The sequence below is a fragment of the Pseudenhygromyxa sp. WMMC2535 genome, from assembly GCF_011083025.2.
This window is the reverse complement of record NZ_JABJWV010000001.1, coordinates 9368097-9391714: the sequence shown is the minus strand read 5'-3', so window position 1 is coordinate 9391714 and position 23618 is coordinate 9368097. Positions and strand designations below refer to the sequence as shown.

8 protein-coding genes are annotated in these 23618 nt (G+C 70.2%); 1 reads left to right on the top strand and 7 read right to left on the bottom strand.

The window, feature by feature from the left end; translation table 11 throughout:
* The first annotated feature begins 175 nt into the window (after positions 1-175).
* Entirely contained in the window at positions 176-685 is a 510-nt protein-coding gene (locus tag G6O69_RS36210; protein ID WP_176397286.1) for a hypothetical protein, read from the top strand.
* Between the two features lie 115 nt (positions 686-800).
* Here the strand turns inward: G6O69_RS36210 and G6O69_RS36205 are convergent, their stop codons facing one another.
* The 7 genes from G6O69_RS36205 to G6O69_RS36175 form a co-directional block, all read right to left on the bottom strand.
* Positions 801-1658: a hypothetical protein gene (locus G6O69_RS36205; RefSeq protein ID WP_172308031.1), complete on the bottom strand. Its 858-nt coding sequence runs from the start codon at positions 1656-1658 to the stop codon at positions 801-803.
* The gene (locus G6O69_RS36200) at positions 1628-1942 is read right to left on the bottom strand and encodes a hypothetical protein (RefSeq protein ID WP_176397285.1); all 315 of its coding nucleotides are present in this window, start codon (positions 1940-1942) and stop codon (positions 1628-1630) included. Before G6O69_RS36200 ends, G6O69_RS36205 begins: the two co-directional genes overlap by 31 nt.
* 50 nt (positions 1943-1992) lie before the next feature.
* Entirely contained in the window at positions 1993-4662 is a 2670-nt protein-coding gene (locus G6O69_RS36195; protein ID WP_172308030.1) for a hypothetical protein, read from the bottom strand.
* Between the two features lie 23 nt (positions 4663-4685).
* Positions 4686-19649 carry a hemopexin repeat-containing protein gene (locus G6O69_RS36190; RefSeq protein ID WP_172308029.1) on the bottom strand — a complete coding sequence of 4988 codons (14964 nt, stop codon included), beginning with the start codon at positions 19647-19649 and terminating at the stop codon, positions 4686-4688.
* 408 nt (positions 19650-20057) lie between these two features.
* Positions 20058-21239 (bottom strand): fibrinogen-like YCDxxxxGGGW domain-containing protein, encoded by a 1182-nt coding sequence (locus G6O69_RS36185; RefSeq protein ID WP_172308028.1) that lies wholly within the window; start codon positions 21237-21239, stop codon positions 20058-20060.
* 32 nt (positions 21240-21271) lie between these two features.
* Positions 21272-22093 carry an alpha/beta hydrolase gene (locus G6O69_RS36180; RefSeq protein WP_172308027.1) on the bottom strand — a complete coding sequence of 274 codons (822 nt, stop codon included), beginning with the start codon at positions 22091-22093 and terminating at the stop codon, positions 21272-21274.
* Positions 22093-23613, bottom strand: coding sequence for a long-chain fatty acid--CoA ligase (locus tag G6O69_RS36175; protein ID WP_172308026.1), 1521 nt, complete (start codon positions 23611-23613; stop codon positions 22093-22095). Before G6O69_RS36175 ends, G6O69_RS36180 begins: the two co-directional genes overlap by 1 nt.
* Positions 23614-23618: the final 5 nt, after the last annotated feature.

Below are 23618 nucleotides of genomic sequence, written 5' to 3'. Positions count from 1 at the left end.
TGTCTCCAGTACGATTACGATCGATGCAGATGGGAATGTTATCGATCCTTTGGGGGTAGCCGCGGGCTCGCTTTCTGAAAATGTCAGTCCGTCGACGACAGCAAATGTGCTATGCTCCACCGGGGGTGTGCGTGTTGTTAATGATAGCCGTTATGTCGTATGCGTGTACGACTCGATGGATGCGGAGCATCCGCGGGCGACCATCGACGCCGATGCCGCGGAAACCTTCGTGCACCTCTATGGTGAGGACAACTCGGAACCCGATGTCAAGAGCATCTTGTTATTTTCGACATCGACCTCGATGACCTGTGAAGAGGCTCAGGTCAGCCCCATGATCGTCGTTCGCTACGCCACGAAGCCGGTGGTTTGCATCTACTATGATGATATCACCGAAACGCAGGCGGCGTATCCGGAGATCGTTCAGCCAGGTAGTGACAGTATGATCTATCTGATCAACACCTCCGACAAGGTGGCGACCGTCTACCTCAATGGGACCTTGGCGGAAGACCAGCTAGTGGAGAGCCGGGCCTCGAGGCCCGGGGCTCGCCTCGATGTCGCCCCGCAAGGTGGCCTCTACGCTGTCTCGGTGGCGGACCTCGACTTCAGCCGGCCGGTGGTGCTCAAGTGGGACATCGATGGCGACCCCAAGGTCGTGGTCATGCGTCCGCCCACGCCCCCGACCTGAGCGTGCGCTCGAAGAGCAGCGGTCGTCGAGGCCCTTAGCGGCCATGATCTTGGGCGCAGCCTTCTCGAGGCGGGCGACTCGAGTCTTGGACTACTTGCGCCCAGGGGTGAGCGCTTCAGTCTTTCGTCCCCGGCTCGATCACCAGCAGTCCGCGCTCGGCGACGTCGCCCTCGTCGTCGAGCGTGACGCTGACTTGGGCGACGAGCTGGCTGCGGCCTTCGATGCCGACCGCCGCCTGGAGCGCGACGAACTCGAGCGCGAAGCTGCCCTGGCACTGGCGCTCGCCGTCGACGTCGTGGATGGCGTAGCCGTGGGCGCCCGCGCTAGCGAGGATCGTGACCAGCTGCGCGCCCATCCAGCCGCTGACCAGGGAGCGAGGATCCTGGCTAGAGGAGTTCCAGTCGAGCTCGGGCCACGAGAGCTCGCCGAGGCTGATCTGCGCGCCGCTGCTCGGTGCGTGCAGGCTCAGCGAGCTGGTGGTGTCGGCGAGCTCGACCGTGGGCGGACGTACCCAGCCGAGATAGACGTGCGCGTCGCCGACGGTCATGGTCAGCGGATCATGGCCGTCCTCGCCCGACCACTGGACCGCGCCGGTCTCGATGTCCACGCTCAGTGGGTAGCTGGGGCCGTAGTCGGTCAGCGGCGGCGTGGCGACCATCGCCAGGGTCGAGCCGCTCACGCCGATCAGTCGCGCCGAGCGTAGCGCGCTGCTGGTCGCGGGTGGGGCGTAGTCGCTGCGCGTCCAGGTTGTGGCGCCCGAGAGCGCGCGGCGCTCGAGGATCAGCTGGCCCGAATCATCTCGCGTGCGCAGGGCCAGATAGAGCGCGCCCTCGTGGTAGAGCAGCGAGCTGGCGTCGACCGCCTGGCCGCTACTGTCGAGCTCGAGGCGCCACTCGAGCTGGGCCTCGGCGTCGTAGCGCGCGAGCGAGGCGGGCGCGTCGCTCAGCTCGTCGTGACCCTCGAGCAGCCACATGCTGCCGCTGGCTGGATCGTGGGCGAGCCAGGCGGTCTTGAAGAAGGTCGACTCGCTGGGTCGGTGGCGACCGAAGTCAGCTCGCCGTCGGCCTCGAGCTGGCTGACGGACGAGCCGTCCGCGCCGGCAACGAGGACTCTCCCGGTTGGTGTGACCATCTGCGGGGCGATGGCCAAGATGCGCGCCTGGGCGCAGGCTGGTGGGTCCTGGTTGTTGTCTGCGCAGCCAATGATGGCCAGCGAGAGAGCGAGAACCACCGACGATGCGCGCGAGCGGATCTGCATCGAGTGAGCTTATCAGCTCGCGCGGCTTGCCTCGTCCGCGAGCGGAGGGATCAGCGGAAGATCTGGCGGATGGCCCAGACGGCGGCGTCGGCGGGGTTGTCGGTGCCGGCGATCGCCTGCATGTCGGCGGCGCTGAAGCCCTGGTCGAGGTCCCCGGCCTGGAGGTTGCCAAAGACCTGGCGGGCGAGGGCCTCGGCCTCGAGCTTGGGGTTCTTCATGCGGTCGACGAAGCGCTGGCGGACGGGGTTCTCCATGCCACCTTGGGCCTGGGGCCGGGCGTGCTTGACCAGCCACTCGAGCGCGGTCTTGCGGTCGTTTGGGTCGCCTGGGTTGTAGCCCTTGCCGATCATCCGCATCCAGCGAGCGATCATCACCGGCTCGCTCGAGAGCACGTCCTGGGCGGTGCCATAGACGAAGTTCAGGCGGCGGTTGGCGAGGTCGTCGAGGCCCTGGCCGGTGGGGTCGACGACGACCTCGGCGTCGAAGTCGTAGTAGACCGCGTTGATCGTGAAGTCGCGGGCGAGGGCGTCGAGGTCGAGGAGCAGCGAGGAGTCGTGGCCGTCGTGGGTGCTGATGATGTCGAGGCCGGTCTCCACGTCGGCCTCGACCTGGACGGTGCCGAAGGGCACGTTGCGGCGGATCGCCAGATCCTCGGGGTCGTTTTGCCGCGGCTTCTTGCGCGCGAGCCCGGCGTTGACGATCGCGGTGTAGCTGTCGATCGCCGGCATGGTGGTGGCGAAGTCGATGTCCGCGGGGTTGAGGCCCTGGAGGATGTCGCGGGTGGCCCCGCCGACGATCCAGCTGCGGAAGTTCTTGTCGCTGATGGTGTCGGTGAATTGCTCGGCGGTCTTGGTGCTGCCGGCGACCTGGCGCAGCTTGAGGCCGCGGAGGTTGGCGATGTTGTCGTAGATCAGCCGCTCGGGGGTGCCGTCGGCCGGGCGCGGGCCGGCCTCGATGTCCGCGAGCCGGTGCTCCTGCGAGTTCCAGTTGACGGTGATCGAGGTGTCATCCTGGTAGTTGGCCAGGTCGGGGAAGTCCTCGGCAGCCGAGATGGTCTCGTTCTCGGCGACGTTGTAGAGCCGCGTGGGCGGTGCGCCGTCGGGCTCGCGGAGCAGCACCCGGGCCAGGCCGGTGGGGCCGTAGCCGAACAGGTAGGCGTCCTCCAGGGTCCCGTCTGGCTTGGCGATCTTCAGGGCCTGACCAAACTCCAGCGGTCGATTGGTGGTGGCGAGCTCGGCTGCGAGGTCGCCGACCTGCGTGGTGAAGGGATAGTCGCTGGTCGGCGAAGGGATCTCGCGCAGCTCGAGGGGAACGCCGGCGATCTGGATCTGGCGGACCTGGGGATCGGCGGAGTCGGCGATCGGCACGTCACCGGGGTTGAGGCCGCGCAAGGTCCTGAGCACGTGGGAGTCGCTGGTGATCAGCCGGGGCGTCTGGCCGGTGCGTCGCGCCTCGAACAGGATGTCGGCGAGCTCCTCGAGCTCGATGCTCTCGAGCTCGCCGCGGGCGGTGGTGTGGCGCCGATCGAGCTCGGTGAGGATCGCCTGGTACTGCGGGTCGGCGCGGTCGGGCACGCGCAGGCGGCTGTTGACGAGCTCCGGCCCGGACTGGGCCATGGTCTGCACGGCGACGGCCGGGGTCGAGTCGCCGAGCTGCGCGAGCACGTAGATCGCCTGGCGCAAGGTGCTGCCTCCAGGCAGGTGCGCGGTGTCGAGGGGGAGGTTGGCGAACTGCTCGGCGACGGCCTGGGGGTCGCGGTAGTTGTCGTTGAAGCGTCGGAGCAGCGGCTCACGCAGGCCGCGCTCATAGTTGGCGACGTCCTCGATCAGCTGGCGGACGGCCAGCAGGCCGCGCTCGGCGGTCCCGGGTAGCAGGTCGCGGACTCGCGCGCGCAGCCAAGCTGCGTCGCGGCCGGGGAAGCTGGCCTGAGGCGGATCGCGGCTGTCGGGGGCCTCCCCGAGCGGGGGCGTCAGCATCGAGCCCAGGGCGCGATCGATGCGCGACCACACCCGCAGGCTGTCGCCGATCAGCACCGAGTTGTTGTCCGGCAGCGCGCCCATGACCGCCGCGGTCGCGAGGTTCTCGATCATCGCGCCGATCCGCGAGGGGTGTTCGGTGGCGATGGCGTTGGTGATCAGCGCGTCGGCCGAGGCTCGGCCGAGGTCGCGGTCGAGCATGGTGAGGCTGTCGGCGTTGGCCCAGCCGTCGCGCAGCGCCCGGACGTAGCCGGAGTTGGTCTCGAGCTCGATCTTCTGGCCGTCGGGGGCGTTTTGGTTGTGCTCGGCGATGGCCTGGACGACGCGTTGGATCTTGGCTGGCGAGTCGTCCAGGGTCGGCTCGAGGCTCAGGCGCAAGGTGGTCGGCTGCGCGCCGCCGCGGGCGGTGATCAGGTCTTGCAAGCTGGCGTCGATGTCGGCGTCGTTGTCACCGGTCGAGGTCCACAGCGCGCGGCGGAGCGTGGCTGGATCGCTGTCGAGGCGCCAGTGGTAGACCGTGCTGTCGCCGTACTCGACCGAGCGCGGCTCGAGCACCCGGGGACGCGGAGCGTCGCCAGCGAGCCCGTCGAAGCCGCGGCGGATGAAGCGGAACATGTCGTTGGGCAGCTGCCCGGCGCGAAGGTTGGCGGCGCGCCGCGGCGAGGCCACGTCCTGTGCCTGCGCCTGGTTGCGACGGTTTTGCTGGCGCCGACGGTTGCCGAGGGGGTTGTTGTTGGGGGGCATGGCGAAGCTCCGATGGCGAGGGGTCAGCGCACCGCGGCGCGGTAGCTCATCACGAGTACGAGGTTTTCGAGGCGTTGCTTGTCGCCGCGGACCTTGAGAGTCAGCGCGGTCCCGCCGACGCCGACGCGCAGGCCATTGGTCTCGACCAGCCGGCCCTCGGGCAAGGCGACGCTCTCACCGAGCTCGAGGCTCATCGACACGGCGCTGGTGCCCGTGTTGGCGAGCTCGTAGTGGGCGAGCAGCGAGCTGATCCGGCTGCCGCTGATGTTGGGGAAGAGCGCCTGGGTCAGGGGCAGGACCAAGGTGTCGGAGGTCGAGACCAAGAAGCTCTGCCAGCGCTCCGAAAAGCTCGCGCCCACGTCGATGTGGCGCATGGCCTGGTAGGGCTCGAGCTGACCGCGGACGGCGGCCGCGTAGGCGTCGCCGCCCTGGAGCGCGGTGTAGCGCAGATCGATGGTCACGTCGCGCAGCGCGCTGCGCTCGCCGGCGTCGAGCTTGGCCCCGAGCTCGAGGCGCCAGCGCGAGACGGCGCCGGTGCCCTCGAAGGGCAGGTAGCGCTCGCTGTCGTAGCGCAGCTCGAACATGCCGTTGTTCTTGTCGTACTGGTCGCGGTGCGAGAGCACGATCTGCTGCTGGCCCTTCCAGTTGCTGCGCAGGCTGATCGGGGCCTCGCCCTTGCCCGAGAGCAGGAAGCCCACGGCCTTGGGATCGGGCTGGAGCACCGTGCGGTTGCCGAGCTGGGTCAGCGTGGCGTTGATGGCCACGCCCTCGCCGAAGCTCACGGCCAGGGTCTTGATCTGCCGGCGGTAGTGACCGGGGAAGTCGTAGGCGAACAAAGCCTCGCCGAGCTCGAACTCGCAGCTGCCCTTGGCCTGGAGCTGGAGCAGCGCCAGGGGGTCGAGCTCGAGCAGCGAGACCTGCCGGCAGATCTCGAGCCGCCTGGCGTCACCGCGCAGGTAGGCCGCCTCCATGCGGTCGAGCTCTAGGCCGAGGCCCTCGCCGGCGAGCAGGCCCTTGCGCTGGCTGTTCCAGTGCTGGCCGTGGACGAAGTCGACGTCGCGCTCGGGCGCGCCGGTCTCGAACTGGTAGGCCCGCTCGGCCGCGCGCGCGTAGTCGAGGGCGAGCTGATAGGTCTGGTAGTAGAGGGTCGAGAGCCGGTCGACCATCCACTGGTAGAGCTCGCGGTTGCTGAATTTCTCGCGGTAGAAGGCGGCCACGGCCTCGCTGTGCTCGATCTGGCGCTCGACGATGGCGAGCTCCTGGCGGGCGGCGGCGATCTGCGCCTGGGCGCCGACGAGCTGCTCGTCGATCTGCGCGATGTCGTAGGTCGCGAGCGCCTTTTGCAGGCCCCACTCGTCCTTCATGCGCTCGTGCTGGGCGACGATGCCGAGGATCTCGCCGGCGATGCTCAGGCCCTCGGCCACGCCCTGGGAGATCTCGGCGACGCTCGACGCGGTCCGATTGGCCTGGTCGCCGCCACCTTGGACGCCGGTGCTGAAGGGGCCGACGGTGACGTCCGGGACCGCGCCGCCGATGGCGGCGACGATCCGCGCGATGGTCGAGACCACGTGGGCGGCGACCGAGCTCGACATCAAGGTCAGCTGGGCGATCTCGTAGCCGTTGAGGCCCTTGTCGATCCAGCTGGAGTAGGTGCCCTGGCGCTCGACGGCGGCCTTGCGCGACTCCTGCAGCCCGCGCTCGCCGGCGAGGGCCTCGTCGATCTGCGAGCGACGCACGTCCACGGTCAAGCTCAGGATCTCCTGCTCTTGCTTGCTCTGCAGCCGGCTGAGGGTCTCCGAGTCGCGCTTCTCGAGCGCCGCGAGCAGGTCACCGCCGAACTGCTGGAGCTTGCTGGTGAGCTGCTGGGCCTTGGCGATCAAGAAGCTGAAACGGTAGTGGGGGATGTCGACGCCGCGCGCGCCCGCGACGGCCGCGGACAGGCTCGCGCCACCGGCCACGGCGGCGACGATCGCCATCGGATCCAGCGGGGGCTGGAAGAGGGGCAGCGGCTGCTTGACGCCGAGCAGGTTGAGGCCGTGGCGGATCTTGTAGAGCCGGTCCTCGACCCGCGCCCAGTAGCTGACGAGCTCGTCGTTCTCGGGCAGGTAGAAGTAGCTCGCCCAGGTCACGCTCGTGGGCAGCTTGGCGGCGAAGCTCAGCTGGCTGTCGGCGGGGTCAATGCCCGCCTGGGGGAAGAGCAGGAAGTCGTAGGCCACGCTGGCGTCGCGCAGGCCGCCGTAGGAGCTGTCGTCGGCGAGCACGCGCCGGCCCAGGGGGGTCGGCCGCCGGCCGAGCAGGTCCCAGGCGAGCACGTAGAGCATGCGCGCCTCGTTGATGCTCTCGCGGCTGTACTGCGAGAACAGCATGTCCCCCCAGTCGAGCAGGTTGTCGATGTAGCGCATCAGCAGCGCCTTGCGGTAGGCGATGCGCCGCAGGCCGGCGATGGCGTGGGGCTCGAAGGGGTCGTCGAGGAAGACCTGGAGCTGGCTGGCCGAGCTCTGCATCGCGGTCCAGGTCGGGGCCAGGCGCTCGACCAGGCCGGCGAGCTCATCGAGGTCGCGGACCAGCGTGGCCGCCTCCTGGTCGCTGGTGCTCAGCGCGTTGATCCGCGCGCGCAAGCTGGTGAGCTTGGTGTAGCCGCTGAGGGTCTCGTGCTCGGCCGGGCTGAGCGCGCGCTCGCCCTGGAAGGCCGCGTCCATGGCGAGGATCGCCGCCGCGATCGCGCGCAGCTCGGGCTCGACCTGGGAGAGGTCGACGCCGGCCTCGCCCAGCCGGGTCAGGCGATCGCCGATCGCCGTCGCCAGGGCCTCGACGTCGGCGCCGAGGAAAGGCAGGAACTTCCATAGATCCGGCGCCTCGGTCGGATCGAATACGTACTCGTACCAGCGCCGGGCCTCGTCGAAGCGCTGGCTGGTGTTGAGCGAGGACGCGATCAGGAAGGGCGCGTGGAAGAAGACCTCCCAGTAGTAGATGCCGTTGGCGCTGTGGAAGTCGAGGTGCGAGTCGATCGGGTAGAGGCCGACGCGCGTGGGGTTGAAGCGGATCGTGGTCGTCGACGAGTTCGTGGCCGAGAAGCGCGGGAGCTCGTCGACCTCCTGGGTGCGCAGGTCGAGCAGACCCGGGAGCCCGCCGGCGAAGAGCCGCTGGTTGAGGGTCGCCGCGGTCGCGGTGGTCAGGCGGACGATGTCGTACTTGACCCGTGACAGCTCGTAGGGCTCGGGGCCGCCGACGGGGAAGCGCAGGTACTGGTCGCCGCGGAACAAGGTCAGCGCCCCGCCGGCGTAGAGCGCCGCGTCGACGCCCTGGCGCAGGGTCGCCGGGAGGTTGCCCCAGGCGCCGTCGATCGCTCGCGCGAGCGAGAGGTCGCCGAGCTCGCCGGGGCCCGGGGTGCGCACGTAGTGGTCGCCGATGAACAGGTAGACCTGGCCGTCGAGCTGGACCGCCGCGTCGATCGCCGCCGCGCCCCAGATCGAGTCGACGCTGCGCGCGTCGGGGGTCCAGGTGTTGGCGTCGACGGCCTGGCTCGCCGGCGTGCGCATGAACTCGGCGTCGCGGAAGCGGTAGCGCCACGCGCCGACGACGACGTCGACCTCGGTGTTCTCCTCGGTCTGGACCTGGGGCTGGAGGAACTTCCAGCCCGAGCTCCAGCCCCAGATCCGCACCCAGGGCAGGTGGACCCACTCGATGTCGAGGCCGCCCGCGGGCAGGCTCAGGTGGGCGCGCAGCGTGACGCCGTAGAAGTTGTCACCGTCGTCGAGGTCGACGGTCAGGCGTCCGCCGCTCACGCTCGCGGCGCGCACGGCCAGGTGCTCGTAGCCGTAGGCCGGCAGGCTCACGCCGCTGCCGTGGCGCTGGTTGACGTCGTTGAGCAGCGCGCCGACGTAGCCCTTCTTGGGGTAGGCGGGGCGGATGCGCTCGGGGCTCGAGACCGGGCAGCACACGAACACGCCGTCGCCGACCACGTAGAAGTCGTCGCCGACCACGAAGGCCGCGCGCACCCGGCCGAAGCGGGCGAGGGCGAGCGACTTGGGGTAGCCGGCGTCCATGAAGCGGCCGAGCTGGCCGCTGGCGTCGGCGGTGTAGCGGATCAGCTGCTGACCGCAGATCAGCAGGTGCTCCTGGCCCTCGACCCAGGCCGCGTCGACGCCACGCGAGAGCAGCTGGTTGTCGATCAGGCCCCAGCGCAAGGTATTGGCGATCCGCGTGTCCGGGGCGTCCAGGAACGCGTGCTCGGTGCCGGAGAACAGGCAGGTCCGCGGCGCGCCGGCCTCGTCGTCGCTGATCGCCTCGACCGCGGCCGTGAGCGTGGCCCAGCGCGGCAGGCCGTCGTCGTTGTCGGCCAGGCGCTTGGGGTAGCCGGCGTCGCAGACCTCGTAGGCGTCGCCGGTGTAGCGCAGGTACTCCTCGCCCGAGAACAAGAAGGTGTGGTCGCCGAGGCGCAGGGCCGCGTCGACGTGGTTGGTCTCGGTGAGCGCGCTGGTGGTCGTCCCCCAGCGCGTGCTGATCTCGACGCGGTTCGCGTCCCAGGCCTCCACGGCGTCGCGGATCTCGGTCAGCGCGGGCACGCCCTCGAGGGTGATGAAGGCCGAGCCCGAGAAGATGTAGAGCTTGCCGTCGAGGCCGAGCATCGCCGCCGAGGGGGCGAGGGCGAGGGCGGCGACCATGTCGGTCTCGGTCACCGTATCGGCGCCGCCGCGGCCGAAGGCCAGCTCGCGCTCGCCGTCGACGACCCCGGCCTGGGCCTTGCTGAAGGTCTTGCTCGCGGCCCGGGCCCGGCCGACGTTGAGCTGGGTCAGCTTGTCGCCCGAGAGCCCGAAGTCGCGCTCGCCGACCGTCGTGAACACCAGGCGATCGAGCTCCTGGACGACCGCGCTGACGGCCTCGTCGGTCTCGGCGATCCCCGGGTTCTTGCAGCCGAGCTCGTCGAGCAGGGTCATCAGGCTCTGGGCCTTGGGGTAGCCGGCGTCGCAGGCCGCGTAGTCGCTGCCGGTGTAGCGCAGGTACTGGGTGCTGCTCACGACGTAGGTGTGCTCGCCGACTACGAAGGCCGCGATCACGGCGTCCTGGTCCCCCGCGCTGGTCGCGAACTCGCTTTGGGTCTGACCCCAGCGCGTGCGGATCTCGACCGGGGATCCGAGGTTGTCGCTGCGGACGCACTGGCCGTCGCCAAAGAACCACACCCGGCCGGCGGCGTCGGTGAACGCGGCGTCGATGCGCGACCACTGGGGCAGGCCGTCGATGTTCGCGCTGAGCTCGAGCATGCCCTCGGCGTCGGCGAGCAGCGTGTCCTGGGAGTAGCGCAGGTACTGGCCGCCGCGCGACAAGAACAGCTTGCCCTGCATCCACCAGGCCGCGTCGATCTCACCGGTGTTGAGGATCGGGTTGTCGATGTGGCCCCAGCGCAGGCGCAGGGCCTCGACGGTCGTTCCGCCGGTGCTGTCGACCTTGGCGTAGAGGCCGTCGGGGTTGTGGAACAGGTAGGTCGCGCCGTCGCTGGCCGCGAACCCGGCGTCGACGCGGTCCCACTCGGGCAGGCCGTGGGTGTTGCCGGTCAGCGGGCGCAGGGCGACCAGGCTCTGGTCGAGGGAGCCGACCGCCGGCTTGCACAAGAAGCTGCCGCCCTTGAGGTCGAAGCTGTACCAGGGACCCTCGGAGGAGTCGGCGGCGGTGCTCAGGCGGACGATCTGCTGGGGCCGCTCGCTGGCGGCGAACAGGCTGTCGAAGAGCTCGATGCCGGCCAAGTCCGTGGGCGGGCGGGTCGCCGGGTGCGTGACCAGATCGGCGGTCAGCGAGGCGTTCACGCGGCGGACCTGATCGTTCACGCTGTAGCTCAGGCCGACGATGATGTTCTCCTGGTCCTCGGCGCCGAGCTGCCCGGCGCGCTCGACCACGAGCTCCATGCCCTGGATCGCGGCGGTCTCGGTCGCCTGGATGTCCAGGGGCTGCGCCGGGACCCAGCGCAAGTTGAGGTCGTAGTAGGAGAAGTAGACCTGCAGGCGGGTGCGCTGGTTGTTGGTCCCGCTGACCTGCTCGACGCCGTTGACGGTCTGGCGCTGGATCGCGGTGCTGTTGGTGCTCGCGGCCTCGACCTCGAGCTGGACCCAAAACACGAACAGCCGGCCGAAGGCGTCGACGGGGTAGACGCGGTCGGCGTCGATCTCGATGCCCAGCGGCTCCCAGGCCTGCCAGCTCACCGACTGGGTCTGGCCGCCGATGAAGCTGGCGCTGCGGTAGTAGTAGCGCCGCGGCTTGGTCCGCGTGTGGCCGAACAAGAACAGCTGGCGGTCGGCCGAGGCCGCGCTGTCCTCCCGGATGTAGCCGCCGGCGATCGCCAGGCGCGAGACCTCGGTGTACTCGTCGAGGTAGGTCTTGAACACCTTGGTGGCGTTGAGGTCGTTGATCTCGCCTTGCAGCAGGTCGTCTTGCAGGGCCTGGAAGGCCGGGGTCCGATCCTCGCGCAGCTCGGGGCGGATGTAGTTCTCGGGGTGCAGGAAGACCCGGCGGTTGGCCTCCCAGACCCGGTAGTTTTGCATCCACTCCCACTGCTGCTTGACGATCGACTTGGTCGTGCGATCGGCGACGGCCGCGGGCACGGCGGGGTCGGCCACGGGGGTGAGCGACTCGAGGTTGACGAGGTAGCGGTGGATGTAGAGCTGGACCGCCGAGATCGCCTCGACCACGCGCGAGGTGTCGAGCTCGGGCTCGACCTCGACGTCGATCAGCAGCGCCTCGTAGATGTCGCGGGCGTCGGCGAAGCCTGGCTCGTGGGCGATCAGCCAGGCGACGAGGGCGTCCCGGCGCGCGCGGTTGTCAGCGTCGATCAGCTGGCGTTCGATCACTTGCCAGTCGGCGCCGGTGTAGAGCGTGCCGAGCATGCGACGCAGGGCGTCCGCGGCGAGGCTGGGAGCGGGGCTCTGGCCGTGGAGGCGCTGCCAGACCTGCTCGTGGATCTCGCGCGGGCTCGCGCCGAAGCGCGCGCACAGATCCATGACGTCGATCAGCCGCAAGATCAGCTCGAGGTCGTACTCGAGCTCGAGCGAGCGCAGCAGGTCCTCGCCGTGGTCGAAGCGGCGCAGGAAGCCGGCGCGGCGGACCAGCCACTGGAGCGCGTCCACCTCCCAGTCGAAGATCCCCGCGAGCAGGGCGTAGGGCTCGGCGACGTCGTCCTGCGCTTCACACAGCAGATCGAGCAGCGAGCCCTCGAAGCGCCCGAACTGGCCCTCGACCTCGACGACGCCGTGGCGACGATCGAGCTCGACGACGCGCGAGACCAGGTGCAGGTCGCGGATCAGGTAGTCGTTGGCGTGGCGCCAGCGCCTCGCGAAGGGCTGCGGCCCGAGGGCGTCGATGTGCTCGAGGGCGTCGCCGCCGAGCTGGACGTAGCGATCCGCGCAGACGAGGTAGCGGCGGCCGGCGTAGCCAAAGGCGCCCTCGATGCCGGCCTCGAAGTCCGCGGGGAGCTCACCGCAGAGCTGATGGAGCGACTTGGGGTAACCCTCGTCGATCCACCGCGCGCCCGGGTCCGCGTAGCGGATCACCTGGTCGCCCTTGAAGACCAGCAGCTCGCCCGCGGGGCCGAGCAGGGCCGCGTCGACTCGCGGCGCGGGCTCGTCGTCGCTGGTCGCGGCGAAGGGGTTTTGGGACGGCTGCCACAGGCTCGAGATGAGCCCGCGCTGCGTGGGGGCGTCGGGCTGGCCGGGCCACACGCGCATGAACTCGCCCTCGCGCAGCAAGACCAGGGCGCCCTCGCGGTCGACCATGGCCGCGTCGATCTCGGCCTGGAATTGCTCGGGCATGTCGCGGGCCTGGCCGAGGAGCGTGGGCAGCAGCTGCTCGGGGATCGAGATCGGGAAGCCGTCGTCGACGAACTCGGGCTCGCCCTCGCGGGGCGCCTGGTCGGGGCTGTAGCGGTAGGCCTGGTCGCCGCTGATCAGCCACAGCACCTTGCCGAGGGCGAAGCTGGCGTCGACCCTGGCGCGGCGCTGGAGCGCGTTGCGGATCTGTCCAAGCGCGGGCAGCTCGAGCCGCGCGTTTTGGCTGCGCACGCACACGTAGCCGGCGCCGCCGGCGACCAGGTAGATCGAGCGCGCGTTGGCGAAGGCCAGCTCGAGGCCGCGATCGCCGGGCTCGAGGGCCTCGAAGTGGTGCTCGAGGTCCTCCGAGAGGTTGGCGAAGCCCGGCTCGCGGCGCAGGTTGCCGGCCAGCAGCTTGGGGTAGCCGGGGTCGACGTGGTCGTAGCTGCTCCCGGTGTAGCGGACGTACTGCTCCCCCGCGAACAGGTAGGTGTAGTCCTCGACGACCAAGCTGGCGTCGACGCGCTGGTCGAGGCTGACGCGGTTGTCGATCTGCCCCCAGCGCGTCTCGATCTCGACGAGCGCGGCCGGCTCGTCGGCGCGGTAGGGGTAGCAGGCCCCGTCGGAGAACATCCAGGTCGTGCCCTCGCCGTCCTCGAAGGCGGCGCGGATGTCCTCGAAGTCCGGGTGGCGCTCGGGCAGGCCACGCCAGTAGAGCTCGAGCTTGCGCGGGTAGGTCCAGGTCTGGGTCGCGGCCTCGTAGTGGACGAACTCGCGGCCGCGGATCAAGAACAGGTCGCGCTCGTCGACGAGCACGGCGTCGACGCGGTCGAAGCCCTGCTCGACGTAGGCCCCGGGCAGCTGCCAAAACGAGAGATCGCCGCGCTGGGCCTCGTCGTGCATGGGCTCGCGCAGGGCCTCGTCTTCGAAGCACTGGTAGCGGAAGTTGCCGGCGGCGTCGGGGGCCTCGAGCAGCCAGGTCTGCTCGTCGACGGTGTAGGCGACGGCGACGCTGCGCAGGCCGAAGCGCGCGGCGATCGAGCGCGGCGGGCCGTCGGCGACCACGGGCAGGGTCATGGAGCTGCCCTCGTCGTTCAGCGCCGGCGGGGTGAAGGTCAGGTACTCGCCGCCGCGGAACAGCCACAGCCGACCTTCACGGTCGCGCAGCGCCGCGTCGACGCGCTCGTCCTCGGCGATGGCGCAGTCGACCCGCGCCCAGCCCTCGGAGATCGGGTAGCTGCGCTCGAGCGAGCGGTCCCAGCACTGGCCGTTGGCGAACAGGTAGACGTTGGCGTCGCGGCCGAGCAGCGCGGCTTCGGGGCTGCGGAAGGCCTCGGGGGCGCCGCGCATGAAGCCGGGGACCGCCGCGGGGCTGAGCCCGCCGCTGGCCTCGGGCATCTGCAGGTGGATCCAGCCCTCGGCGCCGCGGGCCAGCAGCCGGCCCTCGTCGATCGCGGCGGCGCGCAGGCTGGCGAGCTCGACGCGCTCGCCGAGCTCGTCGAACTCGCGGCTGAGCGCGGTCGCGGCCACGTGGACCTCGTCGCCGATGAACAGGTAGACGCTGTTGCCGTCGGCCCAGACCCCGTCGAGGCCGCCGCGCTCGCGCAGCGCGGCCATGGTTCGGTCGTCGAGCTCGGCGAAGCGCGGCTCCTCGCGCAGGGCCTCGAGCTCGCGCGGGTAGCCCTCGTCGACCCACTGCAAGTCGGCGCTGCTGTAGCGGTAGAACTGGTCGCCGCTGAACAGGTAGACCACCGGGACCAGCGTGGGCTCGAGCGCGGCCTCGAGCAGCTTGCTGTGCTCCTCGTCCTCGTCCTCGTCTTCCTCGAGCTCCGGGCTGATCATTCGCAGGGCGGCGTCGACCAGGCCGGTGTCCTGGATGTTGTTGCGGACCCGGCCCCAGCGGGTGCGCACGCGCTTGGGGAAGCGATCGTCGACGCGGCTGAAGTCGCCGTTGGAGTAGCGGACCATCAGGTAGTCGGCGTCGACCTCGTTGGGGCTGGCGGAGAACAGCCAGGTGTGGCCGTCACCGTCGGTGAACGCGGCGCCGATCTTCGCGAAGGGCAGATCCTCGAAGCGCGCGGAGATCGGCTCGGGCTCGGACCACCAGCGGTGCAGGTGATCGAAGCGGATCAGATCGTCCCCGGAGAACAGCCAGACCTCGCCCTCGCCGTCGCTCATGATCGCGTCGGGCCGACCAAAGCCGGCCTCGACCAGCGAGAAGGGCAGGTTCCACCAGTTGTCGTCGAGCGGGAGCGGGTAGCCCTCGTCGGCGCTCTCGTAGTCGCGGGTGCTGTAGCGCAGGTAGAAGGAGCCGCCCTCGGCCACGGTGCCGAACAGGTAGGTGCGCCCGTCGAGCACGAAGGCCGCGTCGACCTCCGCGATGCCGCCCCAGTCCTCGGCGATGGTCCGCGGGTAGCCCTCGTCGGCGAACTCGGCGCTCGGGTCCGAGTAGCGCAGGTACTGCGTGGCGCAAAACAGGTAGAGCCGGCCGTCGAGGCCGACGAAGGCCGCGTCGACCCGACCTGTGTCCTGGAGGTGGTTGAGGACCTGGCCCCAGCGCTCGCGGGTCGGCTCGGCCTGCCAGCCGCCCTCGCCGCTCGAGCTGAAGCTGCGCTCGTGGAAGAGGTGCACGCGCCCGCTCCAGTCGGTGAACCCGGCGTCGATGCTCTCGGTGAATTCCTGGGGCAGCGCCGGCATCCAGCGCGCGATGGTCTTGGGGTAGCCGTCGAGGGCGCGCGGATTCGGGGTCTCGAGGCTGTCGGCGTGGATCAGGACCTGATCGTCGACGAACAGGCAGCAGCGGCCGTCGAGCTCGGCGACGCCGTCGACCTGGCGCATGTCCGCGAACTCGTTGCGGACCAGGCCCCAGCGCGCGCGCAGGTCGATCGGATCGCTGGTGTGGGGCAGGTCCGAGCGATAGGCTCGATCGTTGGCGAACAGCCAGGTCCGCCGCTCGCGGTCGACGACCACGGCGTCGAGGTGACCCTCGCGCAGGGCCGGGGGCAGGGCGAAGCCGAGCTCGGCGTCGAAGTGCGAGTCGAGGCTGCGCGGGTAGCCGGCGTCGACGTGGACGCCGTCGCTGCTGCGCACGTACTGGTCGTCGACCAGCATGTAGCTGACGCCCTCGTAGTCGGTGAACGCGGCGTCGATGGCCGCGGGCGCGACGAAGCGGCTCTCGACCTCGCCGAGGCGGCGCTCGACCTCGAGCCAGCGGGTGTCGTCGTGCGCGCGCCGCCAGATCTTGCCGGCGGCGTAGAGCCAGTGGTCGCCGGCCGCGTCGGTGTAGGCCGCGTCGACCTCGCTGACGCCGGTGAGCACCGACGAGAGCAAGCTCAGGGGTTGGGCGACGACGAGGGGCTCGAGCGAGTCGACGGCGAAGGTCCACAGCGAGTCGCCGCGGAACAGCACCAGCTCACCGTCGAGGTCGGGCAGGATCGCGTCGACGCCGTCGATGCCCGCGGGCAGCTCGAGCAGCTCGGGGAATTTGTCGACCAGGCCCTGCTCGGCGAAGGCCAGCTCAATCTCGCGGACGCCGAGGTCGAGCTTGCGCGCGTAGGCGGCGAACTGCTTGGCGCGGTCGAGCAGGCGGGCGAGTCGGCGGTGCTCGGGGATCTCGCGCAGGACACCGTCGGCGTCGCGGCTGGCGAGCAGCGGCGCGATCAGGCTCTCGAGCGGCTGCGCGTCGTCGCGCTGGAGGTGCCCGAGCAAGACCGCGGTCTCGGCCGAGCCGAGCTCGATGCCGGCGGCGAGGGCCGAGCTCACGGCCTCGCGCTGGGTCTGGGCGGCCTCGGCCAGGGAGGCGAGCAGGGCCGAGACCCGCGCGTTGGTCCGCAGGGCGATATCGTGGAGCAGGACGAAGACGTCGCGGGCGTAGTCCTCGGAGTCCTCGAGGTCGTAGGCCAGGGCGTTGTCGAGCTCGAGGAAGAAGGGGACGCGCGCGGGGACCAGGCCGCCTTCCTCGCGCAGGTCGCCGTTGTCGATCAGCAGCGTGCGCAGGGCCGCGGCGCCGCTGGGGCCGAGGTCGATGCTCGCCGCGGCCGCGTCGGTGAGCACGAATTGATCGTGGACTTCGACGACGGCGCGCAGGTGGGTCCACAGCTTCACGCGACCGGCCTCGTCGATCTCGGCGAGCTCGTCGAAGACGCCCCCGAAGGCCGGCTCTCGCTGGGCGCGCAGCTGCTCGCGCAGCGCGGCCGAGGGCCGGCCATGCTCGTCCAGGGAGCTCGCTCGGCGCAGCGCATGAAAGGCCCGCTGGGCGCTGATCTGGGCGGCCAGGGGGACGAGCTCATCGGCGCTCAGGCGCAGGTGCTTGGCTCGCGCGGTCTCGACCCGGGCCTGCAAGATCCCCTGCACGGCGCGACGGTGGCGGTGGTAGGGCAGGGCCAGGCGCAGCTCACCCGGGGCGAGGGCCGAGATCGCCTGCTTGTCGATCAGGCGGTGGCGCTCGTCGAGGACGCCGTTGAACACCAAGTTGCGCAGCAGGCCCTCGCGCTCGCTGGTGCTGAGCCCGAGGCTCTCGAAGTCCCCGGCGCCGATGGTCAGCGGGGCGCTCGAGAACGCCTCATAGCGCGCGCGGAAGAACGCGCGGATCGTCGGCGTGGCCCGGCGCAGGCCGAGCTCGAGGGTGAAGGCGCGGCGCTGCTGGGGATCGAGGAAGGTCCCGGCCGCGCTGAGTCGGCCCTGGTCGTCGATGACCCCGGGCAGGCGCAGGTTGGCGAGGATCGCCTCGGCCTCGTCGCGGGGGATGTCGAGGCCGAGGAGGTCGGAGAGGTAGAGGTGGACGTCGGCGTCCTTGATCGTCACGCCCTGAGCCGTGGCCTCGCGGCACAGCACGGTCAGGCGATCGAAGACGGCGCCTGCGTGGCGGTCGAGCGCGGCCTCGACCACGAAGGGGCCCGCGGCTTCGTGCTCGCGCCAGCCCTCGCGCTCGCCGTGACCACGGCCGCCTCGCGGGTAGGCGTGCTTCGAGTCGCCGTACTCGTGCTCGGGATCGGCGTAGGCGTGCTTGGGGTCGGCGTAGGCATGCTTGGGGTCGGCGTACTTGGCCGCGCCGCGCTCGCGTTTGGCGTGGCCACGCTCGCCGCCCCCGTGTTCGCAGTCTGCTCCCCGCGCCTCGCCGAGCTCGGTCGGATCGCGCTCGAGGTCGCGCAGCGCGAGCTCGAGCACCTTGCCCTCGAGGTCCAAGGTCCCGCGGCGGACCAGGGCCTCGTGCAAGATCGGAGCGAGGCTCTCGCCGAGGCCGAGCGCGGCGAGCTCGTCGGGGGTGACCATGTCGAGGGCCGCCGTCGCGTCGAAGGCCCAGCGCCGCGCGGCCTCGGGGGTGGCGCGGATCAGGCCCGGATCCACGGCTGCGACCAAGCCGCGCCGCGGCTGGCGTGCGAGCGACCAGGCCGCGCTCGCGGACCGCTCGTCGACCTGGGCCGAGCGCAGCGACGCGGCGGTGAAGGTCTTGGGCTCGAAGGCCTGGACCAGGCTTTGGCACAGGCTCAGGCGGGCCTGGGTCGCGGCGATGGCCTCCAGGTCCTCCGAGAGGCTGAGTTCCTCGGCGTCGAAGATCACCGGCGCCGGCAGGCAGATCTCGACGAGGTCGGCGACGCTCAGCCCGACGACGCGGGCCCAGGCTTGCACGGCGACCAGGGTGCGGACCATCCACGAGCGCTCGGCGACGCCGCCGTACTCGAGCACCTGGTGGAGGTCCTCGGCGCCGGCCAGGGCCGCGCTGTCGTCCTCCTCGACCACGCCCAGAGCACCGAGGCCGCGCAGGCTCGAGTCGGCCTCGATCACGTCGAGGAGCTGGAGCAGCTCGACGATCGACACGTCGAGGAGCTCGGCCAGGCGCGCCGAGCGATGCAGCAGCGACAGGGTGCTCGGACCAAAGGGCTCGAGCAGGCGCGAGCTCCTCCCGCGGGCGGCGGCGCGCTCGCGCAGGGCCTCGACGAAGCGCTCGAGCTCGAGGCTGGAGACGCCCAGCGCCCGCTGGATCCGCAGGCGCGCGGCCTCGTTTTCGTCGAGCAGCAGGTCGCCGTAGACGACGACCTCGGCGAAGCCCTGGTAGGGCTCGGCCACGTAGGGCTGCCAGCCGGGGAAGTAGGCCTCGGCCAGGCGCGCGGGCTCGGCGTTGAACACCCGATCGAACAAGCTCGTGCCCTGCTCGATCGCCACGCTGGGATCCTGGTTGAACTCGTCGGCGGCGCCCAGCGAGTCGAGCTCGGCGAGCAGCGAGCAGACCTCGTCGATCGCCATGTTTCCGGCGCGGGCGAGCTCGCGGACCACGGCCAGGCGGCGCAGGGCGGCGTCGTCGAGGACGTTGGCGCACAGCGTGCGCAAGACGAGGTCGAGGTCGACGAGCGCGACGCCGGTCCAGCGCGAGAGCCGGAGCAGACGCTGCGCGCGGTCGAGCCAGCTCGCGGGCAGCGGGGCCTCGACCTGGGTCGACCACACCAGCCAGGTCTGGCTGTCGTCGATGTGCACGTAGCCGCCCATGCTGTCGGCGCCGGCGTTGACGAAGAGCATGCTCGCCGCCTCGCGCTCCGAGTGGCCGTGGGCGTCGAGGGCGTGCTGGCTCAGGCGCAGGTAGAGCAGCTCGCGCAGGGTCTTGGCGTCGATCTGCGTGGCCTGCTGAAAAATCTCGAGGTCGGCCAGGGTCGGGAGCGCGTCGATCGAGTCGAGGCCGTAGGCCTGGGCGAGGGCGAGGGGGTCGGCGCTGAGGTCCCGGGTCAGCTGCGCGGCCATGGCCGGCGAGAGCCCGAGCTCGGCGCGGGCGAGCAGGTCGATGTCGGGGGTCGGCGTGAACAGGCGGTGGAGCTCCTGGGGCGAGCTCTGGAGCAGCTTCAGGAGCTCGCCCAGCCGGGCGTGCTGACGCTCGAAGGGCAGCGAGAGCGGGTAGCTGGCGGCGGCCAGCGTGGCCTGTGCGTCGGCCTGGCCGGAGCTCGCCGCGACCTTGGCCGAGAGCACCCCGTTGACGATCTCGAGGTAGGGCAGCAGCACATAGCTGTTCTCGGCGTTGAGCAGCAGCTCGCGGATGTCCCCGCGGCGCGCGAAGAAGTCCGGGGCGACGAAGCGGTCCTCGAGCTGCTGGAGCAGGTCGGCCAGGTAGGCGGCGGGCGAGAGCGCGGACCGGCCGGGCTCGTCCGGCGAGAAGTCGAGGGCACCAAAGAGATCGCGGTAGGTCGGGAGGGCGGGGCGTGTGCTCATGAGACAGCTCGGCGGCGGGCGATGGCGTAGACACGACGAGGCGCCGCCACCCGGAGGTGGAGCGACAGCCTCGAACGCGGAGAAAGTAGCAAGCAGTGATGAACAAAGTGCGTGTTAAAGGCCCCACCTTCGAGCCCCGCCAATATGTGCCCATTCGTGGGTCGGGGAGTGTTCGGTCATCGAATTGACCATTGTTAAATATGTTGCCGCTGCCCGCGCAAATGTCGTTGCCTCAATCTTGTTCTGTTTTGCCACGGTGTTCGATGTGGATGTGTCTGGGTCGTCATGTTGGGTGCCGGGACGCAATTGCGGGCATGAAATCAGGCAATGGGGAGGTCGAGGAGATCTCCCTATCGCCTGAACTGGTGGGTGGTGAAGTCATCCCACCCAGTGAAGTGGCATCGAGGTTCAGCGCATCCAGATGGTGCCAGCGGTCTCGTAGATGTTCACACCTGCCGCAAAGCCGCAGGGGGTGCGCCAGGGGCTGTCGACGCCCTCGTAGTCGCACCCGATGCTGTAGTAAGCCTGGGCGCCAAAGCCCGCGGTGTCGTTTAGGGTATAGATGGTGTCCTCGTTGTTGAGCGCCATGCCAAAGCGGATCTTGGCGTCGAAGCAGGACTGGTCGTCGTCGATGTTGATCCCGACTGCGAGGTAGTTGAGCGTGGTCGAGGACTGGCTCACGGACCAGCCCTGATTGGTCAGCCACTCGAGCATTTCGTCTTCCGCCTCCTCGAAGAACAGCCCCTCACCTTCGATGTCCGAGCCCACGGGGGTCTCGGCGAAGAGGGTCGAGGCCGTGGTCTGCTCGGGCAGCTCGTAGGACTTGCAGGCGTAGGTCTGGTCCTCGGGGTGGCGCATGCACCCGCGGATCTCGGTGCTCGGGAGGTGGTTGAAGGCCGGAAATTTTCCGTCCGAGGGGTCCTCGGGGTCGAGCACGGCCTCGTTGACCAAGCTGGTGTCGGTCCACTCGGGGGCGTAGAAGTCGAACTGGCTGTCGCTCGGGGCGAAGCGCATGACCAGGCCCCAGCCCCCCTGGGCCATGTCGCAGTAGAGCGAGAAGGGCTCGCCCACGTAGCCCTCGGGGGCGATCATGTAGACGCCGTCTTCGAGTTCGGGCTCGTCGTCGAGCAGATCGACGCAGCTCGTGGGGATCGTGCAGTTCGCCAGGCAGCCGTCGCTGGCGTCCGTGTTGGCGTCGTCGCAGTCTTCGCCGACGTCGAGGATGCCGTCTCCGCACAGCGCTCCGCCAGTGTCGGTGTCGGTTTCCGAGCTCGAGTCGGTATCGGAGTCGGTTTCCGCGCTCGAGTCGGTGTCGGAGTCGGTTTCCGCGCTCGAGTCGGTGTTCGAGTCGGAGTCGGTGCCCGAGTCGGAGTCGGTGCCCGAGTCGGAGTCGGTGCTGGAGCTGGTTTCCGAGCCGCTCTCGCCAGATTCGTCTTCGCTGGTACCGACCTCGTCGTCGCCAGTCGCCGAGTCGGAGCTGGAGTCGGAGCTGGTGTCGGTGCTGCCGCCTCCAGCGTCGTCGCCACAGGCGACGCTGAAGGTCAGCGCGGACAAGAACAAGGCAGTCTGTGTGGAGCAGGGTTTGACCATGGCGGGGATCATCGAGAGCGATGATCCCCGGGTCAACGAAGCTCGAGGTGGGAACCCGCCAAGAATGCACGGGCGATTTCGCAAAAGCCTGGGACGTCCTCGAGTGCCGCCGCGTGGCCTAGCCCTGGGTGGCGTTCGAGCTTGGCATTCGGGATGGCCGCGGCCATGGCCCGGGCATCCCAAGGTGGCGTGAGCAGGTCGTGCTCGCCCACGCTGATCAGCGTGCGCGCGCGGATCTTGGCGAGCGCCGCGTCGTCGAGGTCGTGGATCATCGCCCCGGCGATCAGCCGGCGGGCGGCGTCGAGGTCGAGGGCCATGGCCTTGTCGCGGTAGCCGAGCAAGCTCTCCCAGTTGCGGGCGAGGAACTCGGGGCCCCACACCCAGGGCGTGGCGACGTCGAAGCGCAGCGGCCCGCCGCCGGCCGCCATCGCGGCGATCCACGCGCGCAGCTTGACCCGCAAGATGGTGTCGACGCGGGCGTAGGCGCCGCTGACGACCAGGGCGCGCACGCGCTCGGGCTGGGCGGCGGCGAGGTGCAGGGCCGCCGCGCCGCCGTTGCTCAGTCCGATGATCGAGACCTCGTCGAGGCCGAGGGCGTCGAGCAGGGCGCCCAGGTCTCGGCCGTGGTCGGCGACGGCGTAGGCCTCGGCCTCGGGCTTGTCCGAGGCACCCTGGCCGCGGCAGTCGTAGACCAGGCAGCGGTAGTCGCCAAAGTGCTCGAGGTGGGCGGTCCAGCTCGAGAGATCCGTGAGCAGGCCGTTGACGAACACCAAGACCGGGGCGCCGGGATCCTCGGCGCCGGCCCAGCGCAGGTTCAAGCTCAGCTCGCCGATGTCGACGCGGGCGGTGGGCATCAGCGGGCCTCCAGCGCGCGCTTGTCGATCTTCCCGGCGCCGGTGCGCGGCAGGCTGTCGAGGAAGACCACGGACTTGGGCAGCTTGTAGCGGGCCAGGTGCTCGCCCAGGTAGGCGAGCAGGCCCTCGGCGTCGAGCTGGGCCCCCGAGGCGAGCACCACGAAGGCGCGGCCGACCTCGCCCCAGCGCTCGTGGGGCACGCCGATCAGCGCGGCCTCGGCCACGGCGGGGTGGGCCGAGATCGCGCTCTCGATCTCGGCCGGGTAGATGTTCTCGCCGCCCGAGATGATCATGTCCTTGCTGCGTCCGACGATGGTCACGCAGCCCTCGGCGTCGGCCCGGGCGAGGTCGCCGGTATGCAGCCAGCCGTCGATGAAGCTCTCGGCGGTGGCCTCGGGGTTCTTGTCGTAGCCGGGGCAGACGTGGGGGCCGCGGATCCACAGCTCGCCGACCTCCTCGGGGCCACAGACAGCGCCGTGTTGGTCGATGATCCGGACCTCGACGTGCATCAGCGGCCAGCCCACGGCGCCGGGCTTGTCGCGGACGCGCTCGGGGGGCAGCCAGAAGTTGTTGGGTCCGGCCTCGGTCAGGCCGTAGCCGGTCTTGAAGTCGATGCCCCGGGCCCAAAAGCGCTCGAACACCGGCTCGGGGCAGGGCGCACCGCCGGAGATGATCAGGCTCAGGCGCTCGAGCGGGGCGCTGGCCCAGCGCGGGTGGGCCTGCATGGCCTGGAACATCGCGGGCACGCCAAAGAAGCAGGTCACGCCGTGGTCGGTGATCAGGTCGTAGAGCTGATCGAGGTCGAACTCGCGGCAGAGGATCGAGCAGCCGCCTGCGTGGACGAGCGGGGCCGTGAACACGTTGAGGCCGCCGGTGTGGAACATCGGGGCGTTGAGCACGGCGACGTCGGCCTTGCTCAGGCCCCAGCTGGACACGGTGTTGATCGCGTTCCAGGCGATGGTCCCGTGGGTCAGCAGCGCGGCCTTGGGCAGGCCCGTGGTCCCGCCGGTGTAGCAGAGCACCCAGGGCTGGTCGGGGCCGAACTCGGGGCGCGGCGGCGGCGTGCTCGGCTGGTCGCGGAAGCTCGAGAACTCGAGGTCGCCCGCGCGCGGCTCGTCGAGGGCGACGATCTTCGCGTCGCCGAGCTGCGGGCGCAGGCTGTCGATGAGCTCGGCGAACTCGCGGTCCCAGAACATGATCCGCGGGCCGGCCTGGGTGATCAGCGGGCCGAGCTCGCGGGCGGTCAGCCGCCAGTTGAGGGCCTGGAGCGCGGCCCCGAGCTTGGCGCAGGCGAACCACAGCTGGACGTACTCGACGCGGTTCTTGGCGAGCACGGCGACGCGGTCACCGAGGCCGATGCCCTGGGCGGCGAGGGCGTTGGCGACCTGATTGGTCTCGGCGTCGAGGGTGCGATAGTCGATGGTGCGGGCGTCGGCGATGCCGCCGGGGCCGCTGACGTCGATGATCGCCGGGGCCGTGGGCGAGAGCCAGGCGCGGCGTTGGAGCCAGTCGGTGGTCATGAGCT